This window comes from Anabaena sp. CCY 9613, assembly GCF_963920895.1.
Taxonomy (GTDB): Bacteria; Cyanobacteriota; Cyanobacteriia; order Cyanobacteriales; family Nostocaceae; genus Cyanocohniella.
Window position 1 is genome coordinate 22,852 of the sequence record NZ_CAWUDE010000024.1, and the last position, 16,706, is coordinate 39,557.

Below are 16,706 nucleotides of genomic sequence, written 5' to 3' on the forward strand. Positions count from 1 at the left end.
TGAGTTATGGAAGTTGTCTCAAAGGGAAACCCCCCGCAGTAGCTCCTCTTAGCAACTTCTCGCTGAGTAAAAATTTTTCCTACTCAGCACTCAGCACTGACTTAATGTGCAAGATGTCAAGAATCTGTAACAACAAGAGCCATGTGCGATCGCCTGAGCTAGATGCAGCTTTACACGAGAGCAATATGGATGAGGCATAATGGTTAACACATGGCTCAAATTAAATTGCATCCGTTAAGCAGGCAGCCATCAACGCTGCCAAACCTGTCCTAAATTATTGTCAAATGTTCTTATATGCTTTTATCGCAGTCGGGAAATGACCCCATTAGCAGTGTTAGTCAAATAAAAATACACTCCCACTTGAGCGGCCCTACTAATATTGTGCCTATGGTGGTAGAACAGTCAGGAATGGGAGAAAGAGCTTTTGACATCTACTCCCGCTTGTTGAGAGAGCGGATTATATTTTTGGGCACGCCCATAGAAGATGCTGTTGCCAATTCAATTGTGGCTCAATTGCTCTTTCTAGATGCCGAAGATCCAGAAAAGGACATCCAGCTGTACATTAATTCTCCAGGTGGCTCCGTCTACGCAGGCATGGCAATCTATGATACAATACAACAAATCCGTCCCGATGTTGTTACTATATGTTTTGGATTAGCCGCCAGCATGGGAGCATTCCTACTGGCAGCAGGCTCTGCTGGTAAACGTATGTCTCTACCCGACTCCCGGATCATGATCCACCAACCATTGGGGGGCGCTCAAGGTCAAGCAATTGACATTGAGATTCAGGCAAGAGAAATTCTCTACGTTAAGGCTAAACTGAATCAGTTACTGGCTCATCATACTGGTCAAGGTTTAGAAAGACTTGAGGCAGATACTGAACGCGACTTTTTTATGTCGGCAGAAGAGGCGAAAAATTACGGTTTGATTGATCAGGTCATCTCCAGACAAAATCTTCCCACCGCTGGGGAAAACGTCACCATTCTGAAATAAGAGGCTGGTATGTCTAAGTACGACTCCCATTTAAAATGTTCATTTTGTGGCAAGTCTCAAGAGCAGGTGCGTAAATTAATCGCAGGGCCGGGAGTCTACATCTGCGATGAATGCGTTGACTTGTGTAATGAAATACTTGATGAGGAGTTACTCGACACAAACAGTGCCGCGTCTCCACCAGCACCAAGGTCAGAACCACCTCAAAAACGCCGTACCCGCTCTTCCAGTCTCTCATTTAATCAAATTCCCAAACCCAGAGAGATTAAAAATTATCTAGACGAACACGTTATTGGTCAAGACGAAGCCAAAAAAGTGTTGTCAGTTGCAGTTTATAACCATTACAAGCGGCTGGCAGTCCTGCAATCTAAAGGCAGTGGAAAAAATGCCGCAGACGATGCAGTCGAACTGCAAAAGTCTAACATCCTGTTAATTGGCCCCACTGGTTGCGGTAAAACTCTTTTGGCACAAACCCTGGCAACAATCTTGGATGTACCCTTTGCTGTAGCTGATGCCACAACACTAACAGAAGCAGGGTATGTAGGGGAAGATGTGGAAAATATTTTGCTGCGACTGTTGCAAGTAGCAGATTTGGATGTAGAAGAAGCCCAACGAGGGATTATCTACATTGACGAAATTGACAAAGTTGCCCGCAAAAGTGAGAACCCTTCGATTACACGCGATGTTTCTGGTGAAGGCGTGCAACAAGCTTTGTTGAAAATGTTAGAAGGGACAATCGCCAATGTCCCGCCCCAGGGAGGACGTAAACATCCTTATCAAGACTGCATCCAAATTGATACCAGTAATATTCTATTTGTCTGTGGCGGTGCTTTCGTCGGTTTAGAAAAGGTAGTAGAGCAGAGATCAGGCAAAAAGTCAATGGGGTTTGTACAACCGGGAGAAACTCCATCCAAAGAAAAGCGGGCTGCGGATACTCTCCGTCATCTAGAACCAGATGACTTAGTAAAGTTTGGCATGATTCCCGAATTTATCGGACGTGTGCCCATGGTAGCAGTGGTAGATCCGTTGGATGAAGAAGCCCTGATGGCGATTTTGACCGAACCACGCAGTGCCTTGGTGAAACAATACCAAAAGCTGCTGAAGATGGATAATGTCCAATTGGACTTTAAACCAGATGCTTTGCGGGCGATCGCTCAAGAAGCCTACCGCCGCAAAACTGGTGCTAGGGCGCTACGGGGGATTGTCGAAGAACTAATGCTCGATGTCATGTATGAGTTACCATCTCGGAAGGATGTAACTTGTTGCACAGTCACACGAGAAATGGTCGAGAAGCGCTCAACGGCTGAACTGATAGTACACCCGTCTTCTCTACCGAAGCCAGAATCGGCTTAATAGTCATTAGTCATTAGTCATTTTTGACTTATACGACTATCAGATTTATTCTCCCCCTGCTCCCCCTGCTAATCAAAACAATTGATTATTTTTGTATTTTTCAGTCCCTTAGAGTTATCAGGGTCGTCTAAACCACAAATTATCAGTGACTAACTTGTGGTTTAATTGCAAAAATATTAAACTTTTGCAATTTAATTTTTGAAACATGTCTTATATTACTGTTCGTGGCGTAGAACACTACTATGAATGGGTGAAAAAACCATCTGCATCTGGGGTAAAACCAGTCATGGTGTTTATTCATGGTTGGGCTGGTTCAGCTAGGTACTGGAAAAGTACAGCTGATGCTTTAGTAGATGAGTTTGATTGTTTACTCTATGATTTACGGGGATTTGGGCGCTCTCAGGGAAAACCTACCATCGCCCAAGCCAGTGAATCTGTAGTTGAGTCTGAGTCAACACCAGAAAAATCAGCAGCTATTCAAGAGCTAACCTATGAATTAGAAGAGTATGCTGAAGATTTGACAACTTTGCTAGATGAGTTGCATCTCCAACGCGTTTATATTAATGCTCATTCAATGGGTGCATCTATCGCTACATTATTTATCAACCGCTATCCCCAACGAGTGGAACGGGGAATTTTGACTTGTAGTGGTATTTTTGAATATGACGAAAAAGCTTTTACTGCTTTTCACAAATTTGGTGGCTACGTAGTTAAATTTCGTCCCAAATGGTTAGATAAAATACCATTTGTTGACCGGATGTTTATGGCAAGATTTTTACATAGCCCTATACCCAAGACTGAACGTCAGGCGTTTTTACGAGATTTTCTCGAAGCAGATTATGATGCAGCCTTAGGTACAATTTTTACTTCAGTCAGTAAGGCACAATCGGAATTAATGCCACAAGAGTTTGCCAAACTGAAAGTACCGATTTTGTTAGTGGCTGGGGAGTATGACCAAATTATTCCGGCTGAGATGGGGCGGGTAGCAGCAGCACAAAGTAACAAAGTTGAATTTGCCATGATTCCTCATACAGCGCATTTTCCCATGTTGGAAGATGCACCAACTTACTTGCGACGGGTGCGAGAGTTTTTGCATATTCCCACACCAGAAGCCCAGCCGGGTTAACTTAGTCCAAAAGGTTCGCCGTAGCTTTCATTAAAATAAACTTGGTCAAGAGGAAAACGTCCGCCGTATTGCTTGGCTGGTTCATCAGCATAACCAAGTGCTAGCAAACAACAAACATCCACTTCCTCTGGAATTTGGAATGCTTCTTTGACTTGATTGCTGACAAATCCTTCCATTGGACAGCTATCCACACCAAAGCTTTTCGCCACAATCATCATATAAGCTACCGCTAACATCGTGTGACGGTTAGTCCAAGTTTCCATTGAAGCAAAGTTGGGATGATTAGTAAAAAATTCGGGGATGCTAGAACGCATATAATTGGCGAAGTTATCGGTCATCATCCCATTCTCTTCCCCTAGATGGATGACAGCATCGATATTATCCACATTATCGGCACGGCGATCGCCACAACAAATCAACACAACTGGTGCTTCTCCTACTTGGCGCTGGTTAAAAGCACATTCTTGGAGTTTATCTTTATTTTTTTGCTCCTTGACCACAATAAATCGCCAAGGCTGGAGATTAAAGCCTGATGGTGCTTGTATTCCTAACTCAAGTATTTCTTGCAAAATTGCCGGGGGAATCACGTCGCTTTTAAAAGACCTAGCTGCACGGCGCTGCTTGATTGCTTCTACTAAACCGACATAAGGTTGCATTTCTACAAACATAATTCTGAGTTATTCATTAAAGGTGTGGCCTATACCATCTTCCTCCTATCTAAATTCTTTCTCTTCTACCTATGGGTCAACTCAAGCCTAGTTCGCGTTTTAACAAGTTAATTGAGCTAGTACCAATGTAATTTTCCACTTTAATCAGTTTAGGTGGACGAATAATGTCGTCTAAAGATGCTTGCACAGCCGCTTGGACAGCCGGAAAACTAGCTTGGTCACTGATTATGACTTCAGCCCGCTTGACGATCGCTTGCAGTTTGTAAGCATCTTTGGGTTGGGAAGTCATCACCAATAGTTCATCTCCTCGCAAACCATGAAGAATGACTTCTGCGGCGCGAGCGATTCCCGAACTGAGGCTGACTATACCTACACAATTTTCCTTGGGTAAGGTTTTTAGCAGATTCAGTTCTTTGGTGTAATCGTAAATATCCAGAGGAATCACACGTACAGCTTTCGGGGCAGCGATCGCTTCCACATCACCGATAAAATACCGACTTGTGACTACTGTTGCTGAGTTAGTTTTATCTAGTACAGCGGTTAGTTCTTCCATGGCTACCAACTGTACTGGTATTTTTAAAGCCAGTTCCAACTCATACACCATCAATTCCCCAGCACCAATGTCATGAGTCGGTACTGCAACCAGCACTTGGGCGCTACAACGCAAACGCCAATCAATTTCTGCTAAAAATAGCTCTCGCGCTTGATTGAGTGAGTAACCTTGAGACAGCATCTCATCCAGGGCTTGCTGCACCAGTTTATATGCGTCTTCAGGATGTTGTTTTTTTACAATGGGTGATTGTAGCCTGCTACCGCCTTCATGACCCTGGGCGCGCACATAAATTCCCGAACCAGCTAGACTTTCCACAAACCCGTCTTCTTCCAACTGGCGGTAAACTTTACTGATGGTATTACGGTGTAACCCAGTTTGCATAGCTAATGCTCTTGTGCTTGGCAACTTGTAACTAGGTGGATATTGCCGAGAAGCGATCGCAAACCGAATTTGATTAAACAGTTGGGTTGATGCGGGAATTTCACTGTCTGGCTGAATACGGAATTGAATCATCACCAAACCTCTTGAATACTAATAAGAGCAAGTGACTAGGTGCATTAATTACGTGTCAAATATTTGATTTACACAGGGAATTTTGGAGGACAAATTTCTCATGCACACACTTTTGCTAATTGATAACTTTTGACTAGTAATAGCCTAGAGATGCTGGCATAGTTATATCAAATAATCACATATCTAATGACACAGCACGGGTAAAAGTTTTTATGACAGAGCAAGTAATAAATACCACAACGGTTGAACTTTCGCAAGAGAATTTCCCAGTATCGGCTTACTTAGCACAGCCCCAAGCACCTGGCTCTTACCCAGGAATTGTAGTTTTACAAGAGATTTTTGGTGTTAACGTTCACATTCGTGAAGTTACAGAACGAATTGCTAAACAAGGATATGTGGCCATCGCCCCGGCACTTTTTCAGCGTCAAGCCCCTGGTTTTGAAACAGGCTACACTCCCGAAGATATTGAAATTGGCAGAAAATATGCTTGGTCGCAAACTAAAGCATCAGAGTTATTGAGTGATATTCAATTAGCCATCGACTATCTCAAGACTCTACCCCAGGTGAAACTAGATAGCTTTGGCTGTATTGGCTTTTGTTTTGGTGGTCATGTAGCATATTTAGCTGCCACCTTACCAGATATAAAAGCTACTGCTGCCTTCTACGGTGCTGGCATTACTACCCGCACACCAGGGGGTGGCGCTCCTACAATTACTCGTACCCCAGAAATCAAAGGCACAGTGTATGCTTTTTTTGGCAAGGAAGATGCCAGTATTCCCCCAGAACAAGTCAATGAGATAGCCGCAGAGTTAGAAAAATATAAAATTCCCCATCAAGTGTTTCGCTACGATGGATCTGACCACGGATTTTTTTGTGACCATCGCGCCAGCTATAATCCTAAAGCCGCAGCTGATGCTTGGGAGCAGGTTAAACAACTGTTTGACACTGTGTTGAGGGCTTAAATAGAAATGAGCGCCATGCCAGCTATTTTGGTCTTCTCTACCTGCCAAATCCTCATGCCATAATTAACAAGCATATTCAACTAAAACTCCCAATAGATCGGACTTTGTTAGGCGTTTAGTAAAACTCCAGTGGCATCCAATCAAATAACTATTTATCTTCAACCGTCATGAACTCCGAATCGAAACTTTCTCAACCAGCCAATTCGTCTTTTACAATGGACGATTTTGCCAAAGCACTAGAAACCCACGACTACCAGTTTCAGAAGGGACAAGTCGTACATGGCAAAGTGTTTCAACTTGACCATGATGGAGCTTACGTTGATATTGGTGGCAAATCATCCGCTTTTCTCCCCCGCGAAGAGGCTTCTTTGAGAGCAGTTATCGATTTAGCGGAAGTGTTGCCGTTGCAAGAAGAATTGAAGTTTTTGATTATCCGCGATCAAGATGCAGAAGGTCAAGTTACCCTTTCTCGCAAACAGTTAGAAATTCAGCAAATTTGGGAAAAATTGGCGCAAATGCAAGAAGGCGGCCAAACGGTACAAGTCAGAGTTATGGGTGTAAATAAAGGTGGTGTCACTGTTGATTTACTGGGTTTAAGGGGATTTATTCCGCGATCGCACTTAGCAGAGCGTGATAACTTAGAAGCACTCAAAGGTCATACCCTCACTGTAGGTTTTTTAGAAATTAACCGCAACACCAATAAACTCATTCTTTCCCAGCGCTTGGCGACTCGTTCTAGCAGCTTCAGCTTGTTAGAACTAGGTCAATTAGTAGAAGGTAAAGTGACTGGTATCAAACCCTTTGGAGTATTTGTAGATTTAGATGGTCTCAGCGCCTTACTACACATTAAGCAAGTTAGCCAAAAATTCATTGAATCTCTAGAAAAAGTCTTTCAAGTCGGTCAAATAATTAAAGCTGTAATTATTGACTTGGATGAAGGTAAGGGTCGGGTTGCTATTTCTACTAGGATTTTGGAAAACTTTCCTGGTGAATTACTAGAGAATTTTGATGAAGTTATGGCTTCGGCCGAAGCGCGCGCTCATCGAGCTAGTAATAAAACGGCTGATTAAAAGGATTTTTGCGCCAGTCTTGGGTATTCTGGCAAAATTGAGATAATTACTCATTCACAATCCGCAATATCGCGCTGCGGTGGGCGTTTGTAGGTAAACGTGAAACTATCACCACTAGCTATCACCCGCCGCATCTCATCATACAGAGGATAACTGCCCACACCACTCAGATTAGCCCAACCCCGCGCTCTCGTTAAAGCCACAAACAACTGATTGCGGCAATTTACATTATTTTCATGACGAGCCACATAATCGCAACCAACCACATAAACCATATCAGCCTCTTGTCCTTTGGCACGATTGACGCGAGATACTGTGACTCCTCCCTCATGCCAAAATTTATCTGGGTCATGTTTAGGCCATTGGGGGGTTAAATCATTTAACTTCATCGCCGTAGGGATATAAACATCAATATCCTGTGCCCTTAAGAAACCAGCCACATAGGTTTCTAATTCCATCGCTTCGTAAGTGGGGCCTAAAATGATAACTAAAATATCACGACTGGGATTAAGTCCATCGTGGACAATATTATGCATAATGTTCTCAGCCAGAGCCATCATTTCTTCTGGACGAGAACTATAAGTATCAAACTCTAATACAGGTTCTCCCCACATTTCTGGAATGGGATTTGGTGAATATTTTGGGGGTCGATGGATAGTTAATGGCTGACCAATACGCCGGAAATCGCCCTCGACTTCGTAACCAATTTTCTGCCAATCATCTTTGTTAGTTAAACCTGTTAGCATTCCTTCAGGACGTAGTAAACCCATACCAATTGCATGGGCAGCCGTGAGAATTGGCCCTGGTGTACGATAGCAGTGGCGCATAATTTCAGATTTTTTAATGCCGCCTTTATAGGTACCACTGACAGCTTTACGAAGATTTGCTTCAGCACCAAATAACTCTGATACTGTGGGAATTTTCAGGTTATCTAAACTTTGAGATTCATCATAAGCCCAAATCAAACGCCGTTGCTCTGGATGTTCATGATCCACTGGTCGCAAGGCTTGATAAGCTAACCAATATATGGCTTGTTTATCTTCATATTTTAAATCATCTTCGGCTACCAAATCTTGACCTTCATCAATCAAGATGGCATCAAACATCGGTTCAATCTTAATTTCTTCTTGTAGCCGTTTACTTAAGTCTATTAAGCTGCGATTTGGCTGTTTTTCCCTTGTATTTTGTGGCGTTTTAGATTTTTTGCCGTGGTACTCGCAAATTGTACTGTAAAAACCGGGTTGTTCCTTGGCTCCCCAAGCATGAAGTACGCGCAACTTCAAGTTAGTTGTAGGGTCGTATTGCAACTCACCACAACTAAAACGGCGCATCCACTGATCTAATAACCCAATCATTAAATCGTAGAGCGATCGCGTGAAAAAGACCAAGGCAATATCCCAATCGGGATGCTTGAGATGCATATGTGCGGCTTTTTGACACAGCAGCACAGTTTTACCTGAACCAGCAATCCCGCGAATACGCTGGAAACCAGGGGGAATTTGTTTACCAATATGTTCTTGCTGTAAATCGATTTCGTATAATTTATTTCGCAAACTATCGATGACACTAGAACGGGTTTTGCCGGTGGTGGAAACTCTGTGGCGCGGATTTTTGCGGAGTACAGGTGTTCCACCAATCACAGAAAGTAGCAATTCCCAGTCTTTATCTTCTAAATTTTCTCCGGGAACTACAACCGCAGATTGTTGAATGCGTTCTACCAAGTGAGCTTTATCTAACTGGTCTTGAAAAATCATTGATGGACTGGATGATTGCTCAAAACCTTTTTGCTGCCATTGTTCTTGGGTAATCAGAGGTAATGCAACTATTGCTCTACCATTGACTTTACGCCAAATTGCAGGCTCGCGATCGCTATATGCTATTAATGCTCTTAGCTGATTTTCTGCTTGCTGAGGGAAGTTAAATTCTGTAGTTTCAGAGTTTTGTAATTGCCACTTTCCACCATCGACAGCAACAATTTGATCAATGGTAACAGTTTGAATTTCGATGACAACTAAACCCAATTCTCGATCAACAATCAAGATGTCCGGTTCTTTACGAATTTCGCCCACCTGCGAGAAAATCGGATAGCGCCAGTAGCCGATACAGTTCCTCTCCGCAAAAGTGCTACGAACAACATCCCATAGTTTTTGCTCAATCTCATCACTAGATTTTAGCGGTTCTGTGGTGATGAATTTGCTACCCTGTGCTTCGTTCCCAACAGCCATTTACTACCCGCCTCAAATGGTTATTGCTGCCAAGCTAGCATTGACTAAACGCTGCACACCAGTGCAGATATACTGATGCGGTATTTGACTAGATAGATAAAGTTTTAATTAATTGCGTCACCAAGATAAACACTGGTGCGATATACCATATAAACAAAGCCTTGCTGATTACGCAACTGCTGATATAAATCTTGTAAGTCGGTGATAACTTGATTGTATGCTGCACCTTCATGCGGTACATAAGAAGAACTCATCGCCCTACCAATCAGTCCAGCTAAATCTAACTCGTGGCGATAAATAAAAGTATATTCATGAATATTAATAAAATGAGAAGTTACTAATAGTGGTTCTACTGATTGCATCCGTGATTCTGCTGGATGATTGTTAGACGCTGCACGTACTATGCGACTATACTCCGCCGTCAACTCATCATCTTTATCACGATTATTCCACACCACAGCTAACCGTCCTGATGGTTTTAAAATGCGGTGAAACTCCCATAAACTAGGTTCTGGGTTAAACCAGTGAAAAGCTTGAAAACAGGTAACTAAATCAACAAATTTATCAGGTAATTTTGTTGCTTCTGCTGTTTCATCCCGCCACTCTACCAAAGGATGACTTGCAGCAGCTTCTCTCATAGCTATATTTGGTTCAATGGCAATAACATTAACTCCACATTCAGCCAATAATCGTGAAGAAATTCCTGTACCAGCATCAATATCTGCGGCTTTGAGTTGTGAGGTAGAAGATAAGCCTTCTAGGATAATATCAATAGCTGCATCGGGATAACTAGGACGATGTTTTACATAATCTTCGGCTCTATCAGAAAATCGATTCAGTGGATTTAAAGTGTGTAGAGGTGTTTTATCAGAGTGAATTTTGCTCATATTTCACAGTTTAATTAATTTTCATTTTACTGTTTTTAATATATAACTAAATCAGCTATTTCAGAATTAATCTGTAGAGACGTTGTATCTAACGCCTCTCATATCACAACTATTTTTTTCTAACCAAGCTGCTAAATCAGCTATTTCAGAAAAATCAAATAATGCTTCTCCTAAATCTTCTAATTCATCAGCCGATAAATCTCTTATCTGTGTCATTAATGAATCATTAACTTCACCAAAACGTTTTTTAATCTGGCGATTAACTATTTTTAACGCTTCTTTTTGTACAATATCTTGATAAATGACTGACTCTTTCATGATATCCTCCCGTAAAAATTGTCGAACTAAGTTTTTCTCAAACCGTAAACCTGCGAGAATCTCTACACAACCTGCAATATTTTGTTGCTGTTGCCTATCTGGAATTGTAGCGATTTTTTGAGCTACTTGGGATAATAAAGTTTGTGGTGAATCAGTTCTCGTTAAGGTTGCTAACGGTATCAATGCAGGATTGTCTAAAAAGACTGTTGAATCTTGCTCCCATAAACGCACTACTTCAAATTTATGAATAGTTGTATTGTCTCGATACTCATCCGTAAAAGCTATTTCGTTGTCAGTTTCCTTTAAAAAGATAATTACTTGATGTACAGGACATCGATATTGACGCTTTAATCTCACAGAATAATCAAGCATTCGGAAATTAAGAGGCGTTTTTGATTTAGTTAAAGTCTGAAATTCAATATGCAATATTTGGTTATTAGCTTGCAAAAATGTTACCGAATCTGCACGAATAGGTTCTAGAGTTAATTCTGTTTTCAAAACTTCAATTTGTGTTGGTTCTACTCCCAATAGCCAACGTACAAAATCAGCAGGATATTGTTCAGCTAAATATTTACAAGCGTTGTCGTAACTCATTGTTTTTAATTGTATTAATACAGGATTGTTACGTAAGCACAATTATTTTTTAATAACAATTATCCCGTGAAAATACTGTTCATGAGAGTAAAATTTTCCTGTTAGATTTATTGTTAAGTTTTTCAAACAATTAAATTATGTCTACAGTAGCAGTTGCAGAAATTCAAAAATTTCGTTTAGAATTTTCAAACTATCCTGGAGTATCGGATGTTCTTAACGTTATTGAATCTTGTGGAGGAAACTTAGAAATAGCAATTACAACATTAGCAGAACGTTGTGGACAAAACTCAAATTTAGTTTTAAAGCTAGTAGATGAGCAATGCCAAGAAATAATCTGTAATAGTGAATTTATGAAAATGGCTTTAGCTCCAACTTTAGGACTCATAGCAAACTATTTAACAAAATCCCATCTGCCTACTCCTTTATCTGAAGAGCTAGCAATTATAGTTGGGATATATGTAGAATTAGGACTAAGAGGTTATTGCAAGGCTAAAACAGTTTAAATATCTGGTTTTTATTATTTATTTACAACTAAAAAAACAGCTGCTTCTTAATATAGAAACAGCTGTTTTGAATTTATTTGATTGACTACAGAATATTAGTAATCGAAGTCACCGCCACCCATGCCGCCAGCAGCAGGAGCAGCATCTTTGGGTTCTGGCTTGTCAACAATGATACATTCGGTTGTCAACACCATCCCAGCGATGGAAGCAGCATTTTGCAGTGCAGAACGAGTTACTTTGGCAGGATCAACAATACCAGCAGCCAATAAATCGACAAATTCGTTGGTTGCAGCGTTGTAGCCAATGTTGAAATCTTTCTCTTTTACACGTTCGGCGATTACAGCACCATTCTGACCAGCGTTTTCAGCGATCCGCTTCAGAGGCGCAGGTAAAGCCCGAACGACAATCAAAGCACCAATCAACTCTTCATCTTTGAGATTAGCTTTGGCCCAAGTTTCTAACTCAGGAGCAAGGTGAGCGAGAGTTGTACCACCGCCGGGAACAATACCTTCTTCCACAGCAGCCTTGGTGGCGTTGATAGCATCTTCTAGGCGCAGCTTTTTATCTTTCATTTCGGTTTCAGTGGCTGCACCCACTTTCACCACAGCTACACCGCCAGAGAGTTTAGCAAGGCGTTCTTGCAACTTCTCTTTATCGTAAGAAGATTCGGTTTCATCCATCTGACGACGGATTTGTTCGCAACGAGCCTTTACAGGAGCTTCGTTACCTTCAGCAACAATTGTGGTGTTGTCTTTGGTAATGGTGATCCGGCGAGCTTTACCTAAGCTTTCCAGCTTGGTATTTTCTAGCTTCAAACCAGCGTCTTCGGTGATTAATTGACCACCAGTGAGAACGGCGATATCTTCTAGCATCGCTTTGCGGCGATCGCCAAAGCCGGGAGCCTTAACAGCAGCAACGTTCAGCACACCCCGCAGGCGGTTAACCACCAAGGTTGCTAAAGCTTCTTTCTCAATATCTTCGGCGATAATCACCAAAGGACGACCAGCACGAGCTACTTGCTCTAGAACTGGTACCAGGTCTTGTACCAAAGCAATTTTTTTATCGGTTAGCAGCAAGAAAGGCTCATCGAAAATCGCTTCCATGCGTTCAGCATCGGTAGCGAAATAAGGAGAGATATAGCCTTTTTCAAAGCGCATCCCTTCGGTGATTTCCAATTCAGTGGTCATAGATTTCCCTTCTTCCAGGGAAATTACGCCTTCTTTGCCCACCTTATCCATTGCTTGGGCAATCATCTGACCGACTTCTTCGTCGTTACCAGCTGAAATAGAGCCAACTTGGGCGATCGCTTTGGAATCTTCTACGGGACGAGCGTGTTCAGCAATCTTTCCTACGAGGAAGGTGGCGGCTTTATCAATACCGCGCTTCAGCGAAATCGCATTAGCGCCAGCAGCAACGTTCCGCAAGCCTTCTTTGACCATAGCGTGAGCCAAAACGGTAGCAGTGGTAGTACCATCGCCCGCAGCGTCATTGGTCTTTGAAGCAGCTTGACGAATTAAAGCCACACCTGTGTTTTCAATGTGGTCTTCTAATTCGATTTCTTTGGCGATGGTTACACCGTCATTGACGATTTGTGGTGCGCCAAATTTCTTTTCCAGAACCACGTTACGACCTTTAGGGCCAAGGGTAACAGCTACAGCCTCAGCCAAGATGTCAATGCCTCGCTCCAGGGCGCGACGAGCGTTTTCGTTGTAGATAATGCGCTTTGCCATAGGTCTTTAAAATCAGGGAGTTAAGTCAATTTTTTCGTGAATTGGGTATTGGGCATTGGGCATTGGGTATTGGGTATTTTTATTTCCCAATTCCCTTCGGATGATGCCTCCGGCACGCTGACGCGAACGCCAGTCCAACGCCAGTCGCTCTTGGGGAAAATCCCCATGACCGCGCTGACTGCTCTTTGTTGGGACAACAAGACGGGCCTGGCTCACCTACTCCCTACTCCCCATTCCCTATTAGCTGACGACTGCTAAGATGTCTTTTTCAGACAGCAGTACGTATTCTTCGGTGCCAAGCTTGACGTCAGTGCCAGCGTACTTGGAGTACAGCACTTTGTCTCCGACCTTAAGGTCTAATTCTTGGCGGCTACCATCATCGTTACGCTTGCCAGGGCCAAGGGCGACAACTTCACCTACTTGGGGTTTTTCCTGGGCATTGTCGGGTAAATACAGACCACCTGCGGTCTTTTCTTCCGGGGCGCTCACTTTTACGAAAACGCGATCGCCTAGGGGTTTAACTGTAGAAACGCTTAAAGTTACGGCTGCCATAAATATTTATTTTCTCCAGAGTTAGCACTCTCAACTCCTGAGTGCTAATTTACCGAACAGCAGCATGTCATGGCAACAATGGCTTAAGTACGGGTTTCCGAACTAGAAAATCGCAGGATTACTTAGGTACAAATACTTGTTTATGTCTATGTTTCCGGATTTGTTCGGGAAGTGACAAATATTTTTATATAGATAAATTTATTTGCAAAGCGGGGAATTTGTTATAGAACTGTAATGAGGGTGCCGCTCGATGAGTAACATTACAGTGATCCAGTGCAGCCGTCAAATCCCTAAAACCACTCAGCCTCTAAACAACAAAGCCTTAAGTAATTGTGTAGAAACGTCAGGACTGGCAAAAATTCAGCCACACAAGCGACACATTTTTTCCTGTGCTGACCAGACAGCAGTTAACTGCTGTTCAAAACAAGTTAGTCTGGAAACTAGCGAGTAATTGGAAAAGCGGCAAATTCAAGCAGCTAAAACTTGAAATTACGCTTTTTACAGTTTTCCCGGTTCCATTGTCAGGACTAAAGCCAATTGCTTGCGAGTTTGTGGTTCTAGACCGATAATGGTTGTCTACCCAGACGGTGCCTGGTATTGCCAAGCCAACTTATAAGTTATTGAGCGGAACATCCCAGAACACTTAATAGGCAGAATGGTGGTGAAAGAATATGTATTTTTAACCCATCTTTTGCCGGAAACCTCCCTACTTGCTTGTGAACATTTGATAGAGGCTTAACATCCGCAGGATATAGTAAAGCAGTAAGTCGATGAAAGTGCGGGTTCTTTGGAAGTTAGGGTCATCTCAAGCCAATACGTAACTTGTGAATTGGAAGGATTATTATTTAATCAGTGTTTTTTCACCCGCCACTTTCAAAGCGATATATAATAACGCATTATAAATACTACTGCTCTACGTATCCTTACCGGAAATTTGCCAATGAGCTGGTAGTCTCAACATAAAGTGATCACCACTTTTGAGATAGCCAGAAAGCAGAGGCAAGTTAAGTGGGAACAGGACAACATCTCAACAATCCACCATAGAGGATAACCACTCAAGACCTTGATGGACCGAAGCGCGACAAGTGCCACTGCTATGAAAGAGCCCAGCATGAAAGATCACAAAAGACTTCTACTGATTGATGATGACCCTAACCTCATCTTGCTGGTGAAGGATTACCTGGAATTCAGAGGCTATGAAGTCAACACTGCCGAAAACGGAAGAGAAGCTCTGGAAATTCTTGAACAAGATGTTCCAGACATGATCATCTGTGACGTAATGATGCCGGAAATGGACGGATACACTTTTGTCGAGCAAGTGCGACAAAACGAACGTACCGGCTGGATTCCCGTTCTCTTCCTATCAGCGAAAGGACAAAGTGCAGACCGAGTTAAAGGTCTGAATAAAGGGGCTGATGTATATATGGTCAAGCCCTTTGAACCAGAAGAACTCGTAGCACAAGTAGAATCTTCGCTGAAGCAAACTATCCGTTGGAAAGAACATCAAGCCAAAGGAGGAGAAAACGGTTCTCGTATTCAGGTTCCCTTCGATGTGCAGTTAACCCCAACCGAACTGAAAGTAGTACAGTTTGTTGCTAGGGGTTTAGCTAACCGGGAAATTGCTGAAGAATTAAATGTCAGCCAACGTACAGTTGAAAGCCATGTGTCCAACATGTTGGGCAAAACCAATCTCCACAACCGCACTGAACTAGCACGGTGGGCGATTGAAAATCAAATGGCTTAAATAGCTATCAGCCTTCAGTCGTCAGCTTTAAAATGTTTAACTGATTGCTGATAGCTGATAGCCGCATCACAAGTCTTCTACTTTGGGAGTAGATTGATCAACATTCTCTCCCGACAGTTCATCTCGGTACGTTCAGGTGGTTTGGATTGAGAACAATTTTTTCACAGTTCCAGTGCCAAACATAACTACATCCCATCAAAAATTAGGCGATACAAGGACAGGGTATATTACCAGCCTTAACTACCTCAATTTCTCAGGGTGCCATCTACCATCATCATTCAGGTAACTCTACCATTTCGCGGATGTTGCCCTGAATGCTCCCTAAGCCTTGGGCAAATTGGCGGTCTTGATGATGAACTAGCATAGGCATTCCATATTTGGGAACTATCACGATTATTCCCTAACGGTCAATATTTTGCTGTGGCAGGTATTGCAAGCGGTATTGCATCAACAGCATGACTAAGACAATTTTTATTTCCATTATGGCAAAAGGCCCGCCAATACAGATGCGAGAACTAGCACTGAAAGGGTTGTATTCAGAAATTGAACGATGTTGAATCCAAGTGTGATGATAAAAGTGATATTTGATAGATTTCTACCGCATTTAAACTGATTGCTAAAAATACTGTATCTAGTCCTTTTATAAATAATTTATCTAATACTCTCCCCAGGTTATCATCATTGAGATATTCTGGTTTTACTCCTGCACCAATTAAGTGTTCACAAGCGATTAATTCAAAGAATTTTGGGAACATACAGCAGATTTCATAGCGGTGAGGTACACAATGGCGGGCAAGATGCCCACCCTACAAGATTTACAATAGATAAGTCTGTACCTCATTTACTTGCAAAGCGCTGTATATAAAGGCTGTGACATCATACCTTAAGCCGTTTAAAATCCTTAATAGTAAGTATTCT

17 protein-coding genes are annotated in these 16,706 nt (G+C 42.3%); 7 read left to right on the forward strand and 10 right to left on the reverse strand.

Annotation, left to right across the window (positions count from 1 at the left end):
- Positions 1-294 precede the first annotated feature (294 nt).
- From clpP to ACM0OT_RS21505, 3 genes are all read left to right on the forward strand, one after another.
- Positions 295-993 carry an ATP-dependent Clp endopeptidase proteolytic subunit ClpP gene (clpP, locus tag ACM0OT_RS21495; RefSeq protein ID WP_414566428.1) on the forward strand — a complete coding sequence of 233 codons (699 nt, stop codon included), beginning with the start codon at positions 295-297 and terminating at the stop codon, positions 991-993.
- Between the two features lie 9 nt (positions 994-1,002).
- A complete protein-coding gene (gene clpX, locus ACM0OT_RS21500; protein WP_414566429.1) occupies positions 1,003-2,343 on the forward strand; it encodes an ATP-dependent protease ATP-binding subunit ClpX in 1,341 nt (446 codons plus the stop codon).
- Between the two features lie 205 nt (positions 2,344-2,548).
- Positions 2,549-3,469: an alpha/beta fold hydrolase gene (locus ACM0OT_RS21505; protein WP_414566430.1), complete on the forward strand. Its 921-nt coding sequence runs from the start codon at positions 2,549-2,551 to the stop codon at positions 3,467-3,469.
- Here the strand turns inward: ACM0OT_RS21505 and ACM0OT_RS21510 are convergent.
- Together ACM0OT_RS21510 and ACM0OT_RS21515 are read right to left on the reverse strand one after the other, a co-directional pair.
- A complete protein-coding gene (locus ACM0OT_RS21510; protein WP_414566431.1) occupies positions 3,466-4,137 on the reverse strand; it encodes a nitroreductase family protein in 672 nt (223 codons plus the stop codon). The two genes, ACM0OT_RS21505 and ACM0OT_RS21510, sit on opposite strands and share 4 nt — an antisense overlap.
- A gap of 76 nt (positions 4,138-4,213) precedes the next feature.
- A complete protein-coding gene (locus ACM0OT_RS21515; RefSeq protein ID WP_414543513.1) occupies positions 4,214-5,203 on the reverse strand; it encodes a GntR family transcriptional regulator in 990 nt (329 codons plus the stop codon).
- A 212-nt stretch (positions 5,204-5,415) separates the two neighbouring features.
- Here ACM0OT_RS21515 and ACM0OT_RS21520 point away from each other — a divergent pair, with 212 nt between their 5' ends.
- Entirely contained in the window at positions 5,416-6,165 is a 750-nt protein-coding gene (locus ACM0OT_RS21520) for a dienelactone hydrolase family protein (protein WP_414566432.1), read from the forward strand.
- 167 nt (positions 6,166-6,332) lie between these two features.
- Positions 6,333-7,235, forward strand: coding sequence for a S1 RNA-binding domain-containing protein (locus ACM0OT_RS21525; RefSeq protein WP_414566433.1), 903 nt, complete (start codon positions 6,333-6,335; stop codon positions 7,233-7,235).
- A 50-nt stretch (positions 7,236-7,285) separates the two neighbouring features.
- On the opposite strand, the gene ACM0OT_RS21530 is transcribed toward ACM0OT_RS21525, so the two are convergent.
- The 3 genes from ACM0OT_RS21530 to ACM0OT_RS21540 all read right to left on the reverse strand — a co-directional run bounded on the left by ACM0OT_RS21530 (position 7,286) and on the right by ACM0OT_RS21540 (position 11,259).
- Complete coding sequence (locus ACM0OT_RS21530) at positions 7,286-9,460, reverse strand: DEAD/DEAH box helicase (RefSeq protein WP_414566434.1); 2,175 nt, start codon at positions 9,458-9,460, stop codon at positions 7,286-7,288.
- A 104-nt stretch (positions 9,461-9,564) separates the two neighbouring features.
- Entirely contained in the window at positions 9,565-10,347 is a 783-nt protein-coding gene (locus ACM0OT_RS21535) for a class I SAM-dependent methyltransferase (RefSeq protein WP_414566435.1), read from the reverse strand.
- 66 nt (positions 10,348-10,413) lie between these two features.
- Positions 10,414-11,259 carry an Rpn family recombination-promoting nuclease/putative transposase gene (locus tag ACM0OT_RS21540; protein WP_414566436.1) on the reverse strand — a complete coding sequence of 282 codons (846 nt, stop codon included), beginning with the start codon at positions 11,257-11,259 and terminating at the stop codon, positions 10,414-10,416.
- 137 nt (positions 11,260-11,396) lie between these two features.
- On the opposite strand from ACM0OT_RS21540, the gene ACM0OT_RS21545 reads away from it, so the two are divergent.
- Positions 11,397-11,762: a hypothetical protein gene (locus ACM0OT_RS21545; RefSeq protein ID WP_414566437.1), complete on the forward strand. Its 366-nt coding sequence runs from the start codon at positions 11,397-11,399 to the stop codon at positions 11,760-11,762.
- A 95-nt stretch (positions 11,763-11,857) separates the two neighbouring features.
- Here ACM0OT_RS21545 and groL read toward each other — a convergent pair whose 3' ends face one another.
- The 3 genes from groL to groES are packed head-to-tail and all read right to left on the reverse strand — an operon-like array spanning position 11,858 to position 14,044.
- Positions 11,858-13,492: a chaperonin GroEL gene (gene groL, locus ACM0OT_RS21550; protein WP_414543505.1), complete on the reverse strand. Its 1,635-nt coding sequence runs from the start codon at positions 13,490-13,492 to the stop codon at positions 11,858-11,860.
- 12 nt (positions 13,493-13,504) lie between these two features.
- Entirely contained in the window at positions 13,505-13,708 is a 204-nt protein-coding gene (locus tag ACM0OT_RS21555; protein ID WP_414566438.1) for a hypothetical protein, read from the reverse strand.
- A gap of 24 nt (positions 13,709-13,732) precedes the next feature.
- Positions 13,733-14,044, reverse strand: a complete 312-nt coding sequence (gene groES, locus ACM0OT_RS21560; RefSeq protein WP_414543503.1) for a co-chaperone GroES — start codon at positions 14,042-14,044, stop codon at positions 13,733-13,735.
- A gap of 1,066 nt (positions 14,045-15,110) precedes the next feature.
- Between groES and ACM0OT_RS21565 the strand changes: the two genes are divergently transcribed.
- Positions 15,111-15,788, forward strand: a complete 678-nt coding sequence (locus ACM0OT_RS21565; RefSeq protein ID WP_414543502.1) for a response regulator transcription factor — start codon at positions 15,111-15,113, stop codon at positions 15,786-15,788.
- A 400-nt stretch (positions 15,789-16,188) separates the two neighbouring features.
- Here ACM0OT_RS21565 and ACM0OT_RS21570 read toward each other — a convergent pair whose 3' ends face one another.
- Positions 16,189-16,377 carry a cytochrome P450 gene (locus ACM0OT_RS21570; RefSeq protein ID WP_414566464.1) on the reverse strand — a complete coding sequence of 63 codons (189 nt, stop codon included), beginning with the start codon at positions 16,375-16,377 and terminating at the stop codon, positions 16,189-16,191.
- The gene (locus tag ACM0OT_RS21575; RefSeq protein ID WP_414566439.1) at positions 16,325-16,543 is read right to left on the reverse strand and encodes a DUF4277 domain-containing protein; all 219 of its coding nucleotides are present in this window, start codon (positions 16,541-16,543) and stop codon (positions 16,325-16,327) included. Before ACM0OT_RS21575 ends, ACM0OT_RS21570 begins: the two co-directional genes overlap by 53 nt.
- Between the last annotated feature and the right edge of the window lie 163 nt (positions 16,544-16,706).

What these genes read in the sequence shown, in the direction of transcription:
- ACM0OT_RS21540 (WP_414566436.1), bottom strand. Translation starts at nt 11,259, where the DNA reads ATGAGTTACGACAACGCTTGTAAATATTTAGCTGAACAATATCCTGCT.
- ACM0OT_RS21525 (WP_414566433.1), top strand. Translation starts at nt 6,333, where the DNA reads ATGAACTCCGAATCGAAACTTTCTCAACCAGCCAATTCGTCTTTTACA.
- ACM0OT_RS21520 (WP_414566432.1), top strand. Translation starts at nt 5,416, where the DNA reads ATGACAGAGCAAGTAATAAATACCACAACGGTTGAACTTTCGCAAGAG.
- ACM0OT_RS21530 (WP_414566434.1), bottom strand. Translation starts at nt 9,460, where the DNA reads ATGGCTGTTGGGAACGAAGCACAGGGTAGCAAATTCATCACCACAGAA.
- ACM0OT_RS21575 (WP_414566439.1), bottom strand. Translation starts at nt 16,543, where the DNA reads ATGTTCCCAAAATTCTTTGAATTAATCGCTTGTGAACACTTAATTGGT.
- ACM0OT_RS21535 (WP_414566435.1), bottom strand. Translation starts at nt 10,347, where the DNA reads ATGAGCAAAATTCACTCTGATAAAACACCTCTACACACTTTAAATCCA.
- groES (WP_414543503.1), bottom strand. Translation starts at nt 14,044, where the DNA reads ATGGCAGCCGTAACTTTAAGCGTTTCTACAGTTAAACCCCTAGGCGAT.
- ACM0OT_RS21565 (WP_414543502.1), top strand. Translation starts at nt 15,111, where the DNA reads ATGGACCGAAGCGCGACAAGTGCCACTGCTATGAAAGAGCCCAGCATG.
- ACM0OT_RS21510 (WP_414566431.1), bottom strand. Translation starts at nt 4,137, where the DNA reads ATGTTTGTAGAAATGCAACCTTATGTCGGTTTAGTAGAAGCAATCAAG.
- ACM0OT_RS21515 (WP_414543513.1), bottom strand. Translation starts at nt 5,203, where the DNA reads ATGATTCAATTCCGTATTCAGCCAGACAGTGAAATTCCCGCATCAACC.
- clpX (WP_414566429.1), top strand. Translation starts at nt 1,003, where the DNA reads ATGTCTAAGTACGACTCCCATTTAAAATGTTCATTTTGTGGCAAGTCT.
- groL (WP_414543505.1), bottom strand. Translation starts at nt 13,492, where the DNA reads ATGGCAAAGCGCATTATCTACAACGAAAACGCTCGTCGCGCCCTGGAG.
- clpP (WP_414566428.1), top strand. Translation starts at nt 295, where the DNA reads ATGCTTTTATCGCAGTCGGGAAATGACCCCATTAGCAGTGTTAGTCAA.
- ACM0OT_RS21505 (WP_414566430.1), top strand. Translation starts at nt 2,549, where the DNA reads ATGTCTTATATTACTGTTCGTGGCGTAGAACACTACTATGAATGGGTG.
- ACM0OT_RS21545 (WP_414566437.1), top strand. Translation starts at nt 11,397, where the DNA reads ATGTCTACAGTAGCAGTTGCAGAAATTCAAAAATTTCGTTTAGAATTT.